The 17,254-nt window shown below is 72.0% G+C and carries 17 protein-coding genes; 9 read left to right on the top strand and 8 right to left on the bottom strand.

Features of this window, described 5'->3' with window-relative positions:
• Positions 1-99 precede the first annotated feature (99 nt).
• The 7 genes from SSNG_RS19805 (at position 100) to SSNG_RS19835 (ending at position 7,570) form a co-directional block, all read left to right on the top strand.
• On the top strand, positions 100-1,293 hold the full coding sequence (locus tag SSNG_RS19805) for an amidohydrolase family protein (protein ID WP_042801425.1): 1,194 nt from the start codon (positions 100-102) through the stop codon (positions 1,291-1,293).
• A complete protein-coding gene (locus tag SSNG_RS19810; protein WP_007265660.1) occupies positions 1,293-2,450 on the top strand; it encodes an acyl-CoA dehydrogenase family protein in 1,158 nt (385 codons plus the stop codon). The genes SSNG_RS19805 and SSNG_RS19810 overlap by 1 nt, the downstream gene beginning before the upstream one ends.
• 6 nt (positions 2,451-2,456) lie before the next feature.
• Positions 2,457-3,410: an acyl-CoA dehydrogenase family protein gene (locus SSNG_RS19815; RefSeq protein WP_007265661.1), complete on the top strand. Its 954-nt coding sequence runs from the start codon at positions 2,457-2,459 to the stop codon at positions 3,408-3,410.
• Positions 3,411-3,762: 352 nt separating this feature from the next.
• A complete protein-coding gene (locus tag SSNG_RS19820; RefSeq protein WP_007265662.1) occupies positions 3,763-4,224 on the top strand; it encodes an ATP-binding protein in 462 nt (153 codons plus the stop codon).
• A gap of 197 nt (positions 4,225-4,421) precedes the next feature.
• Entirely contained in the window at positions 4,422-4,838 is a 417-nt protein-coding gene (locus SSNG_RS19825) for a hypothetical protein (RefSeq protein WP_007265663.1), read from the top strand.
• Between the two features lie 454 nt (positions 4,839-5,292).
• Positions 5,293-6,357: a cytochrome P450 gene (locus tag SSNG_RS19830; protein WP_007265664.1), complete on the top strand. Its 1,065-nt coding sequence runs from the start codon at positions 5,293-5,295 to the stop codon at positions 6,355-6,357.
• Positions 6,347-7,570: a cytochrome P450 gene (locus SSNG_RS19835; protein ID WP_007265666.1), complete on the top strand. Its 1,224-nt coding sequence runs from the start codon at positions 6,347-6,349 to the stop codon at positions 7,568-7,570. Before SSNG_RS19830 ends, SSNG_RS19835 begins: the two co-directional genes overlap by 11 nt.
• Before the next feature lie 6 nt (positions 7,571-7,576).
• Here SSNG_RS19835 and SSNG_RS43965 read toward each other — a convergent pair whose 3' ends face one another.
• Together SSNG_RS43965 and SSNG_RS19845 are read right to left on the bottom strand one after the other, a co-directional pair.
• The gene (locus SSNG_RS43965; protein ID WP_007265667.1) at positions 7,577-8,974 is read right to left on the bottom strand and encodes a pentapeptide repeat-containing protein; all 1,398 of its coding nucleotides are present in this window, start codon (positions 8,972-8,974) and stop codon (positions 7,577-7,579) included.
• The gene (locus SSNG_RS19845) at positions 8,971-9,636 is read right to left on the bottom strand and encodes a TetR/AcrR family transcriptional regulator C-terminal domain-containing protein (protein WP_007265668.1); all 666 of its coding nucleotides are present in this window, start codon (positions 9,634-9,636) and stop codon (positions 8,971-8,973) included. Before SSNG_RS19845 ends, SSNG_RS43965 begins: the two co-directional genes overlap by 4 nt.
• A 101-nt stretch (positions 9,637-9,737) precedes the next feature.
• On the opposite strand from SSNG_RS19845, the gene SSNG_RS19850 reads away from it, so the two are divergent.
• Positions 9,738-11,183 (top strand): FAD-dependent monooxygenase, encoded by a 1,446-nt coding sequence (locus SSNG_RS19850; protein WP_050779676.1) that lies wholly within the window; start codon positions 9,738-9,740, stop codon positions 11,181-11,183.
• Between the two features lie 58 nt (positions 11,184-11,241).
• On the opposite strand, the gene SSNG_RS19855 is transcribed toward SSNG_RS19850, so the two are convergent.
• Genes SSNG_RS19855 through SSNG_RS19865 form a run of 3 tightly spaced genes read right to left on the bottom strand, consistent with a single transcriptional unit; the run spans position 11,242 to position 14,006 of the window.
• Positions 11,242-11,883: a pentapeptide repeat-containing protein gene (locus SSNG_RS19855; protein ID WP_007265670.1), complete on the bottom strand. Its 642-nt coding sequence runs from the start codon at positions 11,881-11,883 to the stop codon at positions 11,242-11,244.
• Positions 11,858-12,388, bottom strand: coding sequence for a hypothetical protein (locus SSNG_RS19860; RefSeq protein ID WP_129593320.1), 531 nt, complete (start codon positions 12,386-12,388; stop codon positions 11,858-11,860). The genes SSNG_RS19855 and SSNG_RS19860 overlap by 26 nt, the downstream gene beginning before the upstream one ends.
• The gene (locus tag SSNG_RS19865; RefSeq protein WP_050779677.1) at positions 12,333-14,006 is read right to left on the bottom strand and encodes a hypothetical protein; all 1,674 of its coding nucleotides are present in this window, start codon (positions 14,004-14,006) and stop codon (positions 12,333-12,335) included. The genes SSNG_RS19860 and SSNG_RS19865 overlap by 56 nt, the downstream gene beginning before the upstream one ends.
• A gap of 291 nt (positions 14,007-14,297) precedes the next feature.
• Here SSNG_RS19865 and SSNG_RS19870 point away from each other — a divergent pair, with 291 nt between their 5' ends.
• Positions 14,298-15,242, top strand: coding sequence for an FUSC family protein (locus SSNG_RS19870; RefSeq protein ID WP_165365012.1), 945 nt, complete (start codon positions 14,298-14,300; stop codon positions 15,240-15,242).
• Here SSNG_RS19870 and SSNG_RS19875 read toward each other — a convergent pair.
• From SSNG_RS19875 to SSNG_RS19885, 3 genes are read right to left on the bottom strand one after another with little or no spacing between them, the layout of a single operon-like run.
• Positions 15,228-15,893 carry a DNA alkylation repair protein gene (locus tag SSNG_RS19875; protein WP_042803818.1) on the bottom strand — a complete coding sequence of 222 codons (666 nt, stop codon included), beginning with the start codon at positions 15,891-15,893 and terminating at the stop codon, positions 15,228-15,230. The genes SSNG_RS19870 and SSNG_RS19875 overlap by 15 nt on opposite strands.
• 11 nt (positions 15,894-15,904) lie before the next feature.
• Positions 15,905-16,375: a hypothetical protein gene (locus tag SSNG_RS19880; RefSeq protein ID WP_007265676.1), complete on the bottom strand. Its 471-nt coding sequence runs from the start codon at positions 16,373-16,375 to the stop codon at positions 15,905-15,907.
• 6 nt (positions 16,376-16,381) lie between these two features.
• Positions 16,382-17,248 carry an immunity 49 family protein gene (locus SSNG_RS19885; protein ID WP_007265677.1) on the bottom strand — a complete coding sequence of 289 codons (867 nt, stop codon included), beginning with the start codon at positions 17,246-17,248 and terminating at the stop codon, positions 16,382-16,384.
• Between the last annotated feature and the right edge of the window lie 6 nt (positions 17,249-17,254).

The following is a 17,254-nucleotide window of genomic DNA, read 5'->3' on the forward strand; positions in this document are numbered from 1 at the left end:
AAGGGCAGAGCGTAGGGCTCCGGCGCTTGTCGGTCCAGGGGTGGCGGGGCTAGCTTGTTTCTGACGATGCATCAGATTGGGGAGAAGGAGCGCGCGCCCATGGCACTGGAACTGCCTCGGATCATCAGCGTCGACGACCACGTGATCGAGCCCGCCCACCTCTTCGACGTGTGGCTGCCCGCGAAGTACCGCGACCGCGGCCCCAAGGCCCTCACCGCCGGGATCGGGGAGCTGGAGTACACCGGCGGCAAGTACGTGATCTCCATGGACCCCGACGGCCCGCCCACCGACTGGTGGATCTACGAGGACCTGAAGTTCCCGTACAAGCGCAACATCGCCGCCGTCGGCTTCGACCGCGACGACATGACCCTGGAGGGCATCACCCGCGAGGAGATGCGCCGCGGCTGCTGGGACCCCAAGGCGCGGCTCCTCGACATGGACCTCAACCACGTCGAGGCCTCCCTGTGCTTCCCGACCTTCCCCCGCTTCTGCGGGCAGACCTTCGCCGAGGCCAAGGACAAGGAGGTGGCGCTGGCCTGCGTGCGCGCGTACAACGACTGGATGGTCGAGGAGTGGTGCGGCGACAGCGGCGGCCGGCTGATCCCGCTGTGCATCATCCCGCTCTGGGACATCGACCTCGCCGTCGCCGAGATCCGCCGCAACGCCGCCCGCGGGGTCCGGGCCGTCACCTTCTCCGAGATCCCCACCCACCTGGGGCTGCCGTCCATCCACTCCGGGTACTGGGACCCCTTCTTCGCCGTCTGCCAGGAGACCGGCACCGTCGTCAACATGCACATCGGTTCCTCCTCCCAGATGCCCGCCGCCTCCCCCGACGCGCCGCCCGCCGTCCAGGCCTCGCTGAGCTTCAACAACGCCATGGCCTCGATGATGGACTTCCTCTTCAGCGGGGTGCTGGTGAAGTTCCCGACGCTGAAGCTCGCCTACAGCGAGGGCCAGATGGGCTGGATCCCGTACGCACTGGAGCGCGCCGACGACGTCTGGCAGGAGCACCGCGCCTGGGGCGGGGTCCGCGGCCTCGTTCCCGAGCCGCCGTCCACGTACTACTACCGGCAGATCTACTGCTGCTTCTTCCGCGACAAGCACGGCATCGCCTCGCTGGACGTCGTCGGCCGCGACAACGCCACCTTCGAGACCGACTACCCGCACGTCGACTCGACCTTCCCGCACACCAAGGAGGTCGCCCTCGACCACGTCAAGGGCCTCGACGAGGAGACCGTCCACAAGCTGATGCGCGGCAACGCCATCCGCATGCTCGGCCTGGACCTCGTCTGATGGACCTGGCCCACTCGCAGGAGGAGCGGGACTTCCGCGCCCGGCTGCGCGAATGGCTCGCCAAGGCACTGCCCGAGCTGCCCGCCAAGCCCTCGCCCGACGACTGGCCCGGCCGGCGCGCCTACGACCTGGGCTGGCAGCGCAGGCTGTACGACGCCGGGTACGCGGGCCTGCACTGGCCCGTCGACGCGGGCGGGCGCGGCGCCACCCCGACCCAGCACCTGATCTTCCTGGAGGAGACCGAACGCGCGGGCGCCCCGTACGTCGGCGCGAACTTCGTCGGCCTGCTGCACGCGGGCCCCACCATCGCCGCCGAGGGCACCCCCGAGCAGCGGGCGCGCTGGCTGCCGCCCGTACTGCGCGGCGACGAGGTGTGGTGCCAGGGCTTCAGCGAGCCCGGCGCCGGCTCCGACCTGGCGTCCCTGCGCACCCGGGCGGTGCGCGACGGGGACGCGTACGTGGTCACCGGATCCAAGATCTGGACCTCCCACGCCGAGGTCGCCGACTGGTGCGAGCTGCTGGTGCGCACCGACCCGGCCGCGCCCAAGCACCGGGGGATCACCTGGCTGGCGATGCCGATGGACGCGCCCGGCGTCACGGTCAGGCCGCTGCGCACGCTCGCGGGCTCGGCGGAGTTCGCGGAGGTGTTCCTGGACGAGGTGCGGGTGCCGGTCGCGAACCGGGTCGGCGCCGAGAACGACGGCTGGCGGGTCACGATGGTGACCCTGTCCTTCGAGCGCGGCACCGCCTTCGTCGGGGAGGTCGTCGCCTGCCGGCGGACGCTGGGCGCGCTGGCCCGGGCCGCGAAGGCGAACGGGCGCTGGGACGACCCGGTACTGCGCCGGCGGCTGGGCCGGCTCTACGGGGAGTTCGGGGCGCTATGGAGGCTGACGCAGTGGAACGTCAGCGAGGCGCAGGGCTCGGGCGGCGGTGTCCCGGGCACGGGCGGCAGCGTCTTCAAGCTGGCGTACTCGCACGCGCGGCAGGAGCTGTACGAGGCGGCCGCGGAGGTGCTGGGCGCGGAATCCCTGTCGCTGGAGGAGGAGTGGACGGCGGAGCGGCTCTCCTCGCTGTCGTACACCATCGCGGCGGGCACCTCGCAGATCCAGCACAACATCGTGGCCGAGCGGATCCTCGGCCTCCCGAAGGGGCGGTGAGCGGCCGTGGACTTCCGGCTGACGCAGGACCAGCGGGACCTGCGGGCGGGCGTACGGGACCTCCTCGCGGGCCGGTACGGGCGCGAGGCGCTGCGGTCCGACGTGGAGCGGGGTGCGGGCGGCGCCCGGGGTGCGGACGCCGGCCGGGGTGCGGGCGGCGGCCGGGGTGCGGGGGTGGACCGCTCGCTCTGGCGGGAGCTGGGGGAGGCGGGGTTCTTCTCCCTCCGGCTGCCGGAGTCCGAGGGCGGGGTGGGGCTCGGCCTGCCGGAGGCGGTGCTCGTCTTCGAGGAGGCCGGGCGGGTGCTGCTGCCCGGGCCGCTGGTGGCCACCCACCTGGCCGCCGGAGTGGTCCCGGGGGCGGCTTCGGGCTCGGCGGTGGTGACCGCGTTCGACCTGGACGGGCCGCTGGTGGCCCACCTGGGCGGGGCCGACGCCGTGCTGGGGATGCCGGAGGTGCCGGCCGGGGTGCCGGTGCGCTCGGCGGACCCGCTGACGCCGCTGTGGCGGGCCTCGGGCGTGCTCCCGGCCGGGTACCGGGACACCGGGGCGCTGCTGACGGCGGCGCTCCAGGTCGGGAGCGCGCTGCGGACGGTGGAGCTGGCGGTGCGGTACGCGGGGGAGCGCGAGCAGTTCGGGCAGCCCGTCGGGGGCTTCCAGGCCGTCAAGCACCTCTGCTCGGGGATGCTGGTGCGGGCGGAGGTGGCGCGTACCGCGGTCTACGCGGCGGCGGTCACCGGTGACCCCGCCGAGATCGCCGCGGCCAAGCTGCTCGCGGACGGGGCGGCGGTGCGGGGGGCGCGGGACTGCCTCCAGGTGCACGGCGGGATGGGCTTCACGTGGGAGGCGGACGTCCACCTGCACCTGAAGCGGGCCTGGGTGCGGGCGGAGCAGTGGCACACGGCGGCGGGGGCGGAGGAGCGGCTCGCGGAGGCACTGCTGGCGGAGGCGTCGACGGGATAGCACCGTGTGACGGGAGGGCGTGTGGGAGGGCGTGGGAGCGCTCGGGAGGGCACGGGAGGGACGACGCGGGACGCATGTCCGATTACAGAGAGTTGATATCGGTTTGTGTCCTTCGCCCGCCTCGATGCGGCCCGGAGGCGGGGGCGCGCCGCGATACGCTCCCACGATGCGAGCGGTTGAGCGGCGCGAGCGTCGCACAGTATGCACCACGCCTACTCCTTCGCGCTGGAATATGCCCGAAGCGCTTGTTGTGGTGACTGTATGTCAACCATGCTGCTCGGCACGGGGATCACACTCGGTGATCCCATCCTGTCGCGAGGCGAAGTGTCCGCCGGTTCGGATGGTGTGAGCGGTGCAGGTGCTTCAGGTACAGCTTGAGGTAGGACCCGACCCCGCCGAGGTCGGCCGGGCGCGCCGGTGGGCGCGGTCCCGGCTGGCCGGCTCGGGGATGGGGGACGACGAACCGCTCGCCGAGACGCTGATCCTGCTGATCTCCGAGCTGGTCACGAACGCGGTCGTGCACACGGGCTGTCCGGCCGTGCTGCGGATGCTGTTCGGGGGGCCGGGGGTACGGGTCGAGGTGGCCGACGCCAGCGACCGCGCCCCGGCCAGGCGGCAGGCCGGTGGGGAGGACACCGGCGGGCGCGGCCTGGAGCTGGTGGACGGCCTCGCGGACCGCTGGGGCTGGCAGCGCGAGGGCGCGGGCAAGCGCATCTGGTGCGAGGTAGACCGCGCGGCGGGCGGGACGGCGGAGGCTCCAGAGCAGGCTCCGAAAAATTGTGGGCTTATGCGGGAACCGCGCGTGTACCTCTAACGAGGTGTTGACGGTTCGTCACCTGTTGATCACCCTGGTGTTGAGCGATTCGTCGCGAGGGGACGCCAAGGGTCCTGTGCCTTGACGAGTGCGGGTCGTGGGGTGGCGGCTGCCGTGCCGCGCTCGGGGCGTGCACGACCGCACGCCGCCACCCGCAGGTTCCGCCGCTGTCACCGCCGCTGCGTAGGCTCGGCCGCATGGCCGACCTCTACGCCCTCGAACTCGCCCTGACGCTCGCCGCCTCCACCCCGGAGCCGGTCCTCGCCCTGATCCGCGACCACATGGAGCCGTACGCGGAGGACGCCGACTCCGACTCCGACTCCGACGGTGACGAGTACGTACCCCCGCCCTTCAAGGTCCTGGCGGAACGCGGCCCGGCGTACCGCGTGGGCGGCGAGTGCACCGCGGCCCTCACCCGCACCCCGACCGGCTGGACCCTCACGGCCCGCCAGGAGATCCACACCGAGAACCTCCCGGACGCGGAGCAGTTCCTGGATGCCCTGACCCCCCACCTCACCACCCCCGAGGCCCCCCTCGGCACCCTCCGCTTCTACGAGGACCCCGCCCCGAAGCCGATCACCCCGAACGCCTCGGGGGCCGTCCGCCTGCCGTAGCGCGCGGGGCGGAGGGGGTGGGGCCGGGCTGGGTTTCGTTGTGGGGGGAGATCGGCGGGAAGTCGGGGGTGGGCGGCTGGAATTGGGGGGTGGGGTTGGTAGGAGCGTACATAAAGGGCAAGGGGGCGTTGTTTTGGGGTCCGGGGGGTGCTTACGGTGGCGGCGCATTCTCAGCGGGCCGTCGTCGGTACGCCTCCGGCGGCGGTCCGTGATCCTTTGATTCGGCCACAAGCCATGGATTGGGAGAGGGGGTACGGCGATGAAGATGCTTTTTGCCATCCGTAACGCTGTTTCCGGTCAGAAGAGCCTCAAGAAGAGCGCCTGGTACTTCTGGTACTAGACCGGCACAGCCGCCCCGGCCGCCCGGCGGCCGGGGCGGCGCAGCCGAGGTGCCGACCGACGGCCTGACTGCCCGACGGATACCACGGATACCACGGAAACATCGGAGTTCCGCATGTCCATCGCCTCCCCGCCGGCCACGCGGACCACGCAGTTCGCGCCCCGGCTGGCCGCCCTGCTGAGTGAGCACACCGGCCAGGACGCCTTCCGGCTGGAGCCCGACACCATGGGCGTCGCAGGCCACGAGCTGGCCGACCGGATCCTCGCCGCGCGCCGCGCCACCGAGACCGAGCGCCCCACCTTCAAGCCGCTGCACGGCCGTTCCATCGAGCGCAACGAGGCCGCGGCCGTCATGCGCGTCATCGGGAAGGACGTACGGGAGGCGCTGGAGCGGCCGTTGGTGAGGAGCGTCGACCTCGCCGGGAGCTGGCCGCTCACCGGGCACCTGTTCCTGCGGGATCTCATTCTCGGGAGCGATCCGCGACGGCTCCGCATTCTCATGAGCCGGAATCTGGAACTGACCCCGAAACTCACCTGGTCGGTGATCGCCGCCGGTGCCGCCATTCCCCGGAGGGGTAGGCGAAGTGCGGAGTCCAGTGGAATTGCGCGGCTGTTCGCCGACGCCCGGGGTTATCACGACCGGCGTTACGCGATGGGCATCTACCGGAGGGCCGCCGCGCCCGTCTGCTTCACCGTGTCCACCCTCGTCGCGAACGCCCTCTGGCTCGGCTCCCCCTTCGAGGAGGGCACCTCGAACCGCAGCATCCTCCACGAGGCCGCCCGGCTGCTGCCGCCCTCCTGGAACATCCTGCGCTACGCCTCCCCCGAGTACGGCGCCGTCGACGCGCGCATCGGCGACCGGGACGACGTACTCGTACTGCCCCTGCTGTCCCACCGGGACCCCGCGCTGTGGGAGGACCCCGACGCGTTCCGGCCCGGGCGGTGGGACCACCTCGACCCCGACACCGCCCCCGGATACCTCCCCTTCGGGCACTCCTCCGAGCGCTGCTGGGGCCGGCACATGGTGATGCCGCTCGCCGAGCTGCTGCTGGACCTCGTCCGGGGCGCCGGGCTGGAGGTCGACCCCGCGCAGCGCAGGGCGAAGGTGCCGCTGGTCGGGCTGCTCGGGGTGGAGGACGTACGCCTGGTCAAGGGGGCGGCGGTGCGGCGTGGGCGTTGAGGAGCCGGGCGTTGAGGAGGTGCCGGTGGCCTTCTTCGACGACCCGCACCCCGACTACCGGCGCTGGCGGGAGCTCGCGGGCGGGGCGCACCGGGTGCGGATCCTCGGGGAGGCGCCGCTGGAGGGGTGGGTGGTCACCGGGCACGCCGACTGCCGGGCCGCGCTCGCCGACCCCCGGCTCAGCAAGAACGCCGCGACCGAGGTCTTCGACCGCCGCGACGGTTCCGAGGAGGGCCCCGGGCCGGGGCGGGCGCTGACCGCGCACATGCTCAACTCCGACCCGCCGGCCCACACCCGGCTGCGCCGCCTCGTCCAGCAGGCGTTCACGGCACGGCGGGTGGCCGCCCTGCGTCCGGTGGTCGAGGGGCACGTGAGGAGGCTGCTGGACGAGATGGAGGGGCGCGGGCCCGCGGTGGATTTGGTGCGGGACTTCGCCGTGCCGCTGCCGCTCGCCGTGGTGTTCGACCTGCTCGGTGCGAGCGAGGGCGCCGACGGCATCCTCAGGGCCTGGGCCGCCACCCTCAGCGGCGAGGAGGGCGACGGGGAGGTCTCCGTCGACACCGCCGAGGCACTGGTGGGGCACATCCGCGCACTCATCGACCACAAGCGCGCCCGCCCCGGCGACGACCTGCTGACCGCGCTCATCGCGGCCCGCGACGAGGACGACCGGCTCAGCGAGCAGGAGATCACCTCGATGGGGTTCCTGCTGGTGGCGGCCGGCCACCAGACCACCGCCAACCTCATCTCCAACGGCGTCCACGCCCTCCTCACCCACCCCCGCGAACTGGCCGCGCTGCGCGCCGACCCGGCCGCCCGGACGGGCCCGTTCATCGAGGAGGTGCTGCGCCACGAGAGCCCGTTCTCCATCGCCACCATGCGCTACACCACCCAGCCCGTGACCATCGGCGGCACCACCGTCCCCGCCGGGGAGTTCGTGCAGGTCTCCGTGCTGTCGGCCAACCGGGACCCGGCCGTCTTCGCCGACCCCGACCGCTTCGACTCCTCCCGCCCCACCGCCGGCCACCTCGCCTTCGGGCACGGCATCCACCACTGCCTCGGAGCACCCCTGGCCCGGCTGCAGGCCGAGATCGCCTTCGGGGCGCTCCTCGCCCGCTACCCGGCGCTGCGCTCGGCCGCGCCCGGCGCCCGCCCGCTGTGGTGGCGCAACCCGCGCCACCGGGGACTGCGCACCCTGCCGGTGCTGCTGCGCTGAGTCAGGTCAGGGCCGGCCGCGCGGTGCGATGACCCGTACGTCGCCTCCGCGCGCCCGGATCCAGTCCTCCAGGGCGGTGCCGGCGAGGGCGGTGCGGGTGCCGTCGGCCGCGACGTGTTCCGCCGGGCCGAAGACGGTGCCGGCCAGGCCCGCGACGCGGGTGTGGTCGTCCAGCACCACCTTGAAGCCGTTCTCCCGGAGCACCGCGCCGCTGAGGTCGGCCCCGCGCAGGTCGGTGTGGTGGAGGTCCGCGCCCAGGATGCGGGCGCCGCGCAGGCTCGCGCCGCGCGCGTCGGCGCCGGACAGCTCGGCGCGTACGAGGTCGGCGCCGTCGAGGACGGTGCCGCGCAGGTCGGCTTCGTCGAGTCCGGCGCGTACGAAGCAGGCGCCGGTGGCGTCGGCGCCGGACAGGTCGGCGCGCTGCATCCAGGTGCGGTGGAAGCAGGTGCCGACCAGGCGGGCGCCGGCCAGCCCGGTGCCGATGAACAGGGAGGAGGAGAAGTCGGCCCGGGCCAGGTCGGCGCCGCTGAGGTCGAGGTCGGTCATGTCGGTCCCGCCGGGTTTGCCCTCGGCGCCCTCCTCGACCCACTTCCACAGCCAGTCCGCGGCCTCCGGGTCGGCGGGCAGCAGCACCCGCCACGGCAGTACGGCGGGCCGCCGCAGCCGGTACCAGGGCGCGGTCGCCGGGTCGGAGCCGAGCTCGTGGCCGGCGTCGTCCACGGTGACGGCCCGGAAGCGGGCGTCGAGGGCTTCGAGGCGGGGATCGCCCTCCAGGTCGCTGCCGCGCAGCGCGTCGCGGGCGTCGAGGTCCTCCGCGTACATGTCGGCCCCGTACCAGCGCAGTGGCGGCCATCCCCCGGCTTCCATGCGGCCGACCAGGTCGGCCCAGGCCCACAGGCGCGGGTCGGTGCCGCGGGGCGCGAAGGGCATGGTGCGTACGGCCTCGGGCAGCCCGCACACGACGGCGTCGGGGAAGGCGGCGACGCCGGCCTGGGTGGCGGTGACGCCGAGGGCGGGGCGGTCCTCGGCGTCGAGGTGCTCGACGCCGGCGATGGTGGATCCGCCGCCGGGGGTGAACACGTGGTAGAGCCACGGCAGGCTCGCGTGGTCGATCAGTACGGCCGTGTCCAGGCCCCGGGCCAGGGCCCGCGCGACGGTCTCGTCGGAGGGCGGGTCTTGGACGGCCTCGCCTGCGTAGAGGTGGAGCTGACAGGAGATGTCCCCGGGCTCGAACCACGTGATCCCGCACTGAACCGGGGTGTCCCACCGCCAGCCGTCGGGCTCTCCCTCTGGCCCGACCTCGACGGCTCCCTCCCCGAGGCCGAAGACTGCGTCGAGTATCGGGCCGAGGGCGGCGGGGTCGGGCGGGGCGGCGACGAGGAAGCCGTAGGCGCGTCCTGTCATCGGGCGGCTCCGCGGGGTACGGCGTACCGGGCTTCGATGCCGGCGACGACCAGGCGCAGGCCTTCCTCGAAGCCCTGGTCGTAGTCCTGGAAGAGGTCGGCTCCGGCTTCGGCGGAGAGCGGGAACCCGGCGAGGCGCTCGGCGCGTTCGGCGACGTCGTAGCCCTCGCGTCGTTCGCCGGGGAGCGGCTCGACGCCCTGTTCCTCGGTGACGAAGCCGAGGGTGAAGAAGTACGCGGTGGTGGTGGCGCGGACGGCCTGGGGGAGCGTGAACCCGGCGGCGGTGAGGGCGCTCAGGTGCTCCTCCATCTGGGCGGCGTGCTCGGTGCCGGTGAAGCGGGAGCCGCTGAAGACCTTGGCGCCGTCGCGGTAGCGGAGCAGGGCGGCGCGCAGGGCGCGGTTGGCGGCGAGGAGGCGGTCCTGCCAGGGGAGGTCCGGGGGGAGGGCGGCGTCGGCGGTCATGCGGCGGTACATCTCCGTCGCCATCTCGTCGAGGAGCTCCTGCTTGTTCTTGAAGTGCCAGTACAGGGCGGGTGCCTGGACGTCGAGCTCCTTGGCGATGGCGCGCAGGCTGAGCCCGTCGAGGCCGAGGTCGTTCAGCAGGCGGAGGGAGGTCTCGACGGCCTGCTTCTTGTCCAGCTTGGGGGATCTGCGGGTAGCCACGCTTGACAGTTTAACAGCGTTAAGTGCACTCTCGTGGAGCCAGCTACTTAACACCGTTAAGGAGAAGTGGGATGAACACGGACGCAATGAACACGGACGCAATGAACACGGACGTACTGATCGACGTACTGATCGTCGGCGCGGGCCCGGCCGGCCTCGCCCTCGCCGTGGACCTCGCCCGGCCCGGGGTGCGGGCGACGGTCGTGGAACGCTCCCCCGGCCTCTTCCCCGGCTCGCGCGGCAAGGGCATCCAGCCGCGCACGCTGGAGGTCTTCGACGACCTCGGCGTGTACGACGCGGTCCGCGCGGCGGGCGGCCCCTACCCGGTCGGGATGATCTGGCAGGACGGGAAGCGGGTCGGCGAGCACGCCATCCTCGACCCCGACGAGACCGGTACGGCCGACGAGGCCACCCCCTACGCGGAGCCCTGGATGGTGCCGCAGTGGCGCACCCAGGAGATCCTCCTCGCCCGCCTCGCCGAACTGGGCGGCGAGGTCGCCTTCGGCCGGGAGCTGGTCGGCATCACGCAGGACGCGGACGGGGTGACGGCCGAGTTCGCCGCGGGCCCGCCGGTCCGGGCGCGGTACGCGGTCGCCGCCGACGGCGGGCGCTCCACGGTGCGGCGCGCGCTCGGCATCGGCATGACGGGGGAGACCGTCGACCCGACCCCGATGCTGGTGGCCGACGTACGCATCGCCGGCCTCGACCGCGACAACTGGCACGTCTTCCCGCCGGCCGACGGCGCGGACGGCTTCCTCGCGATCTGCCCGCTGGCCGGTACGGAGGACTTCCAGGTCACGGCCGCGCTCCCCCAGTCGGACGGCCCGGTCGACCTCTCCCTCCCGGCCCTCCGCACCCTGATCGCGGCCCGCACGCACCTTCCCGCGGAGGCGGTGAAGGAAGTCCGCTGGGCGTCGGACTTCCGGCCGCGCGCGGCGATGGCCGACCGGTTCCGGGAGGGGCGTGTCTTCCTCGTCGGCGACGCGGCGCACGTCCACTCGCCGGCCGGCGGGCAGGGGCTCAACACCAGCGTGCAGGACGCGTACAACCTGGGCTGGAAGCTGGCCGCGGTCCTGCGCGGGACGGCCCCCTCCGCCCTCCTGGCCACGTACGAGGAGGAACGCCTGCCGGTCGCCGCCGAGATGCTGGGCCTGTCGACCCGCATCCACCGCGGCGAGGCCAGCCGGGGAGCGGCCACCCGCCAGCTCGGCCTGGGCTACCGGGACTCCTCCCTGGCGGCGGAAACCCGCCCCGCCCTCCCGGCGGACGCCCTCCACGCCGGCGACCGCGCCCCGGACGGCGTACGCGGCGGCATCCGCCTCTTCGCCGCCCTCCGGGGCCCGCACTGGACCCTCCTGACGGTCGGCACCACCCCGGAGGCGACCCTCCCGGGGGCCCGTACGCTCCGCATCCCCGCGTACGAGGCGTACGGCGACGGCGTGTTCCTCATCCGCCCGGACGGCTACGTGGGGTGGGCGGGCGCCGCGGCGTCGACGGACCTGACGGCGTACGCCGCGCGGGCCGGGGTCTCACTCCAGGGCGAGTAGCGCGAGCTCCCCGAACTCCCCGACCTCGACGGTGGCATCCGCCGCGGGCCGCCCCTGTTCAAGACGCAATGACCCTGACCTTCGCACCGCGGCTGTTGAGCCACGACTCCAGTTCGGACCCGTCCAGCTCGTGTCGCCCATCGGCCCGCACCACTGTCGCGGGACCGAAGATCGTGCCCGAGAGGCCTGCGACCACGGTCTGGTCGTCGAGGGAAACCTCCAGGAAGGTTTCCCACACCGACGCGTCGGTCAGATCGGCACCTCGCAGATCGACGTCAGTGAGGGACGCACCGTGAAGGCTGGCCGCACGAAAGGAAGCAGCGCAGGCATCGACGTTGTACATTTCGACGCTCCCGAGGTCGGCGCCGCTCAGCACCGCTCGGCGCAGCGACGCGTGATCGAGCACCGATTTCACCAGGGACGCCCCCGAAAGGTCCGCCTCGCCGAGATCGGCTCCCTCGAGGTGTGATCGATAGAGGTCCACTCCGGCGAGGCGAGCTCCCCGGAGGGCCGTCTCGGTGAGGAGGGCGTTCGCCAGACTCGCCTGGGACAGGTCAACGCCGGACAGGTCCAGCCCCGCTGCATCGAGCGTGACGAACTCGTGCGCAGCCCAACTGCGCAGCGCTGCGGCCGCTTCCGTATCTTCCGGCCAAACGCGTACGATTCGGCCCTCATCACGGATACCAGACAACTCGATCACTCCACCCGTGTTGCTCGACGATCGCCTTCAGGTCGTCAATTGCTGCTTGATTGGCATTTCTGGTGTCGAGGATGACTGTGCGTCGCCTCTTCACGATCTGTTTGATCAGCGTATTCACCCAGACTTGATTGTTGTCAGGGTCGTACGCGTTCTTGAAAGGCATGGATTTATCGAGCTGCGTGTTGAACGGTGGCCAGTCGGAGTGTACGCCCTTGATGTCATAGAACATCCCCGAACTGGGGGAGTAGAGGTCACCTTGGTTGGCCCCAGGCGGGCGCTGAATGTCGGCCGGGAGCAACCCCCTCTCCCGGAGGTCGAGAGCCAGGCGAGCCTCATCCATCTCGGACGGTGCAACCTGACCTTTGTGGTCCGGGTCATGCTTCAACTCGTCGAAGTCGTCGGAGTACCTCCGTTCCACATCGCCCAGGTGGGAATCCAGGGCGACTCGTTCATCGGGTGAGAGAGCATGCGACGGAGCGTTCAGGCCACCAGGGTCGGCCGACATGGTGCCGCCGCCGTCCTGGTGCGGGACGGTCGGGTTGTCGCTGTGGCCCCCGCCCGCGCCAGGGCCGTCGGCGTGGCTGCCGGTGGAGGGGGTGTCCGTGTGGCTGCCGCCGCCGGTCGGGTCGGTGTCGGTGGCGCCGTGGCCTCCCGTGCCGGCACCTCCTGGTTCGGTGTGGCTGTTGTGCGGCATGTTGTCCGCGGTGCCGCCCGGGGTGTGGGCGTGGGCGCCGACTGTGGCTTCCTGGCGGGTGGGGACTTCGGCGAGGGGGTGGTCCCGGGCCCTTGGGGATGGCGGTGAGGTCGTGCTTGGAGCGGGCGTTGTGGTCGAGGAGTGTAGGTGACCTTGTCGAGTACTGGGGGCGGCCGAGGGTGTCGTCGTGGAGGCGGGCCGTCTCGTGGGGTGGGGGAAGGTGACGCCGGTGGGCGTCGGCCTTGGGGAGGTCGTTCCAGACGACGTCGTTGACCTTGGGGAAGGCTCCGTCGACCTTGCCGATGTTGGCGAGGAGTTCGCCGATCTTGAGTTTGGTGAAGGTGAGGGAGGCGGCTTTGCCTGCGGCTTGGCCGACGTAGGTCATGGGGTCGATGAGGCGTCCGGCTTTGCCGGCGACGCTGATGGTCTTGGCGATGGCGCCGGTTTTGGTTCCGGTGCCGACGCCGCCGGAGAAGACGGTGGTGAGGACGTTGAAGGTGACGCCGCCTGCGGCGCGGGCGGGGTTCTTGCCCCATTCGTCCCAGGCGACGAGGGCTTTGCCGGTTTCCTTCATGGTGTTGCGTGAGTCGCGGAACCAGGCCGGCATGGCCTTGGCGTCGGTGTTCCAGAGGACGAAGGCCGTGCCGGGGTTGGTGGTGAGGGCGATGCCGGTGGCGAGTTTGGCGAGGCCGGTCCAGGCCTGGCCGGCGGCGGCGGAGCCGTCGGCGCTGACGAGGGTGCCCAGGCCGCGGACGGTGCCGACGATGCCGTCCATGACGAGGCCGTCCCAGAGGAAGGACTTGGTCCAGTGGCCGATGTCGTACCAGCGGTGGGATTGAGCGAGCTGTGAGCCCCAGGGGAGGTCCTGGACCTTGTTGAGGTCGGCGGCCCGGTAGCCGTACATGCCGTCGGCGTGAGTGCCGTCGTCGACGGTGAGTGCGGGCAGGCCGCTCAGGGCGCGGATCTTGCTGGCGCAGGTGCGTTCGGCTGCCCAGAAGGCCTCGGCCGCGGCGTTGACGTCGTGGATCAGGTCGTTGTTCTCGTCGACCTTCTTCCCATCGTCCTTCCAGTGGGCGTCGCCGTTGATTTTGTTGGTGAAGGCCGTTGCCTGGGATTGGAGTTGCTTCAGGCGGGCGACGATGGGGCGTGCTTCGACGACGAACTCGCCGAGTGCCTGGGCGGCTGTTTCGAGCTGGTCGGCGAAGTAGTCGCTTTCCGTCTGCACCCGGTTGGTGGTGGCGAAGAGCTGGGCTGCTTCGGGTGCGGAATAGAAGGCGGCCAGGCCCTGGAAGGTGTTGTCGACGTTCGCGCCGGTGTCGCGGAGGGTGGACGCGGCCGCTGCGATGGCCGTGCGGTCCTGCTCCAACGCGTCCAGGTCGCCGGTGAACTGAGGGATCGTGCACGGATTGATCGGTATGTGGTCTGCCACTGCTGTCCCGCCCCCCGGCAGATCGATCTACGTATGGGGCTCTTTCTACCGGCCGACTATTGCGAACGTGAATTCGAAAACGGGTTGGGGAGGAGTTAGGGCCGGAAAGCGTGGGTGGTTGACCGGATCCGGACATGCTGCATTCGGGCCAATGGCGGGGGAGCGGGGGTGGGTGGCGGAGGCTGGGGGTCTTGGGTCGGGTTTGGGTCAGGGGCTGCTTTGGGTGGTGTGCGGGCGTGGGTGGCCGGGCGGGTGCCCCGGGGGGAGGTTGCCGGGGCGGCGCGGATCGTGGTGACCGTTGTCGTCGCCTGGCAGGTGGCGGTCTGGCTCGGGGCCGATCAGCCGCCCGTGTACGCCGCCGTCGTGCCGCTCGTGGCGTTGCGCGGGGATCCGGTGACCGCGCTCGGGGCTTCCGTGCAGCGGTCGCTGGGGGTGGTGGCCGGGGTGCTGATCGGGATCGCGGTGGTGAACCTGTTGCGGCCCTCGACCGCCGCGCTGGCGGTGGTGGTGGCGCTGGGGCTCGGGGTCGGGATGTTCCTGCGGGCCTCGGGCGGGCTGAACATCCAGGTGGCGGCGTCCTCGCTGCTGGTGTTCGCCAGTACCTCGCCGGACGCGTACGCCTGGCACCGGGTGTGGGAGACGGCCGCCGGTGCGGTGGTGACCGTACTGCTCGCGCCCCTGTTGTGGCCGCCCGACCCGTACCGGACGCTGGCCGGGATCGCCGAGGACTGCCGGGTGCGGGTGGCCCGGTCCCTGGGCGGGACCGCCGCCGTGCTGGGTGGGGGGCAGGGGGCCGCGCGGGACAACCTCAGCCTCGTGACCGCCCATGCCGAAGCCGTGCACGGGGACGCCGTCCGGGCGCGGGAGGCCGAACGGGCGATGCGGTTCAACCCGGTGCGGTGGCGGCACCGTGAGGGCGTACGGGTGCGGGCGCGCGGGATCGCCGCCGTCGACCGGGCCGCCGGGGAGGTGGTGGTGCTGGCCGGGGAGGTCGCCGCGTTCGCGGGCCGGGAGGAGCTGGCGGGCGACCTGGCGCGGGCGCGGGCGCCGTTGGCGGAGCTCGCGGACCTCGTGGTGCGGGTCGTCGAGGATGTGCTGGGGGGTGCCGATCCGGCGGCGGGGATCGCTGCGGCCCGTACGGCCGTCGCCGAGTACGCGCGTACGGACTCCAGCCCCGTCGCGGTGGCGTTGCGGCGGCCGCTCGTACGGATGCTGGACTCGCTAGGGGGCCGCTGACGAGGCCCGGCGGACCATTTCTCCGATCCAGACCGGGGCGTACGGGGAGGTGCAGCCCGGGGAGGTCGGGTAGTCCTTCAGGACCTCCAGGCGCTCCCCGATGGCGATCGCGCGGGCGCGGTGTTCGGGGTGCTCGATGCCGATCTGTGCGAGGCAGTGGTTCATCGCCCACTGGAGGCGGTCCGGGGCGTCCTTCATGTGCGTTTCGATGAGGTCCAGGAGGCCCGGGAGGTCGAGTCCCTCCGGCCTTTTCGCCACCCGGTCCGTCGTCAGCGCCCAGCCGGCGCTCGCGACCACCGGGTCCGGGTCGGCGAACCAGGCCCGGCGCAGCTCCTCGGCGTGCGGGCTCTTCTTGACGACGTTGCCGACGAGCCAGTCGTGCACCTTGGGCGTGCGGGCCTCGCGCAGCATGGTGTCGAGCTCTGCCCGGTCGTACGCCTTCGGGCGGCAGATCAGCAGCGCGAGGAGGCGGGCGGCGCTGTCGCCGGTGGCCCAGAGCTCCCGGGCGAGGTCCTGCTGCGTCTTGAGGCGCTTGGCGAGGGCGCGCAGCTTGGTGAGGTTCACGGCGTGGTCGTCGCCCTGGCGCTCGTTCACGGCGCGGATCTTCGGGTCTTCGAGGCCGGACAGTTCGGCCATGACGGCGGCGAGCATCGGTGTGTCGGTCACCCGGTCGTTTCCTGTCCGTCGTGTGCGCACTCGGCGCAGAGGTGCAGATCGTGCAGGGCGGTGGAGAGCATCCCGACGATGTCGATGGGCGGCTCGCGGAACTGGGCGGCGACCACGGCGAAGGGGTCGAGCCGGTGGGTGCTGCCATTCTGGCCGTGGGCTTCGAGTACGTAGCGGTACCCGCGCGGCGTGTCGGGGTCGTCGGCGACGTGCCAGGCGGCGCCGTGGCGCCGGATCATCACGTCCGCGAGGTACGAGGCCAGGTCGCAGTGGAGGGTGATCCAGTCCGACTCCTCGAACTCGTCGAGCGGGGCGCTGTGCACGTAGTCCTGGAGGGCCAGGATGAGGGTGGTCGGGTCGGCCTCGTACGTTTCGGGGGGTACCCCGAGCATGTCGGCGATGCCGCAGGCGTTCTTGTGGGAGTCGTCGTGCCATTCCTGGACAGCGTCCGGGGGGACCATGGGCATCAGGCCTCAGACCTCGGGCTTTCCGAGCCAGGAGCGCTTGAGGAGGTGCTCGGGGAGGTAGGGGGACTCGACGTTGACGGGGATGCCGGCGTCGTGGGCGAGGCAGGTGACGGCGAGGATGCCGATCGGTACGAGGCCGTCGATGTCGTCGGCGCGTTCGGGGGTGGCGGTCCAGTACTGCTTGTGGAGTTCCAGGGCCTCGACGAGGGCCTGGTGGAAGCCCTCTTCGTCCTTGCGGAGGAACTTGTGGAAGAGGTTGATCGGGGGGTAGGCGACCTGCTGGATGTAGTCCGCGTATGCGATGACCGCGACGTGGGGGTGGGAGCGCTGGAAGGTCAGCGTCAGCTCCGGGACCAGTTCGGGGCGCCCCAGCCAGTAGGCCTGGAGGGTGGCGACCCAGTGGTAGAGGTAGTCGTCGTGGTCGGCGCCCGAGGCGCGCAGGACGTCGATCGGGAGCTGGCAGAGCTCGGTCATCTTCGGCTGGTCGCGGGTGATGACCGCGTACCAGAACGCCTCGGTCCATGTCTCCGCGTTCGCGTCCCAGGAGGGCCCCGCCGCCGGCAGGGTGCGCATCTCGTGGTGGATGAGTACCTCGGTCGTGCCCTCGGTCATCCCCGCCGTGCGGAAGAGGGCCGAGCCCAGCTGGGCAGCCGCGACCACGGCTTCCCACGTGCCCAGCTCGGCGGCCTGCGGGTCCACACCGAACCGTGCCGCGACGTTGAACGTGGCGTCGCGCCAGGCCGACCCGAGCCTTCGGGGTGGCGAAGAGGGAGAGAGGGCGTCGAGGTCCTTGATCAGGTTGTTGGTGAGCCGGTCGACCCAGGCCGCGCTGGTCGGCCGCGGTTCCGAATGGCCGGCCACGGTAACGGTCATCGCGCC

Origin of the sequence: Streptomyces sp. C, from assembly GCF_000158895.1 — a bacterium.
Classification (GTDB): Bacteria; Actinomycetota; Actinomycetes; order Streptomycetales; family Streptomycetaceae; genus Streptomyces; species Streptomyces racemochromogenes.

Excerpts from the sequence above, each read along its gene's own strand:
- SSNG_RS19825 (WP_007265663.1), top strand. The coding sequence starts at position 4,422 with ATGGCCGACCTCTACGCCCTCGAACTCGCCCTGACGCTCGCCGCCTCC.
- SSNG_RS19810 (WP_007265660.1), top strand. The coding sequence starts at position 1,293 with ATGGACCTGGCCCACTCGCAGGAGGAGCGGGACTTCCGCGCCCGGCTG.
- SSNG_RS19805 (WP_042801425.1), top strand. The coding sequence starts at position 100 with ATGGCACTGGAACTGCCTCGGATCATCAGCGTCGACGACCACGTGATC.
- SSNG_RS19875 (WP_042803818.1), bottom strand. The coding sequence starts at position 15,893 with ATGCTCGCCGCCGTCATGGCCGAACTGTCCGGCCTCGAAGACCCGAAG.
- SSNG_RS19830 (WP_007265664.1), top strand. The coding sequence starts at position 5,293 with ATGTCCATCGCCTCCCCGCCGGCCACGCGGACCACGCAGTTCGCGCCC.
- SSNG_RS19850 (WP_050779676.1), top strand. The coding sequence starts at position 9,738 with ATGAACACGGACGTACTGATCGACGTACTGATCGTCGGCGCGGGCCCG.
- SSNG_RS19885 (WP_007265677.1), bottom strand. The coding sequence starts at position 17,248 with ATGACCGTTACCGTGGCCGGCCATTCGGAACCGCGGCCGACCAGCGCG.
- SSNG_RS19860 (WP_129593320.1), bottom strand. The coding sequence starts at position 12,388 with ATGTCGGCCGACCCTGGTGGCCTGAACGCTCCGTCGCATGCTCTCTCA.
- SSNG_RS19880 (WP_007265676.1), bottom strand. The coding sequence starts at position 16,375 with ATGCCCATGGTCCCCCCGGACGCTGTCCAGGAATGGCACGACGACTCC.
- SSNG_RS43965 (WP_007265667.1), bottom strand. The coding sequence starts at position 8,974 with ATGACAGGACGCGCCTACGGCTTCCTCGTCGCCGCCCCGCCCGACCCC.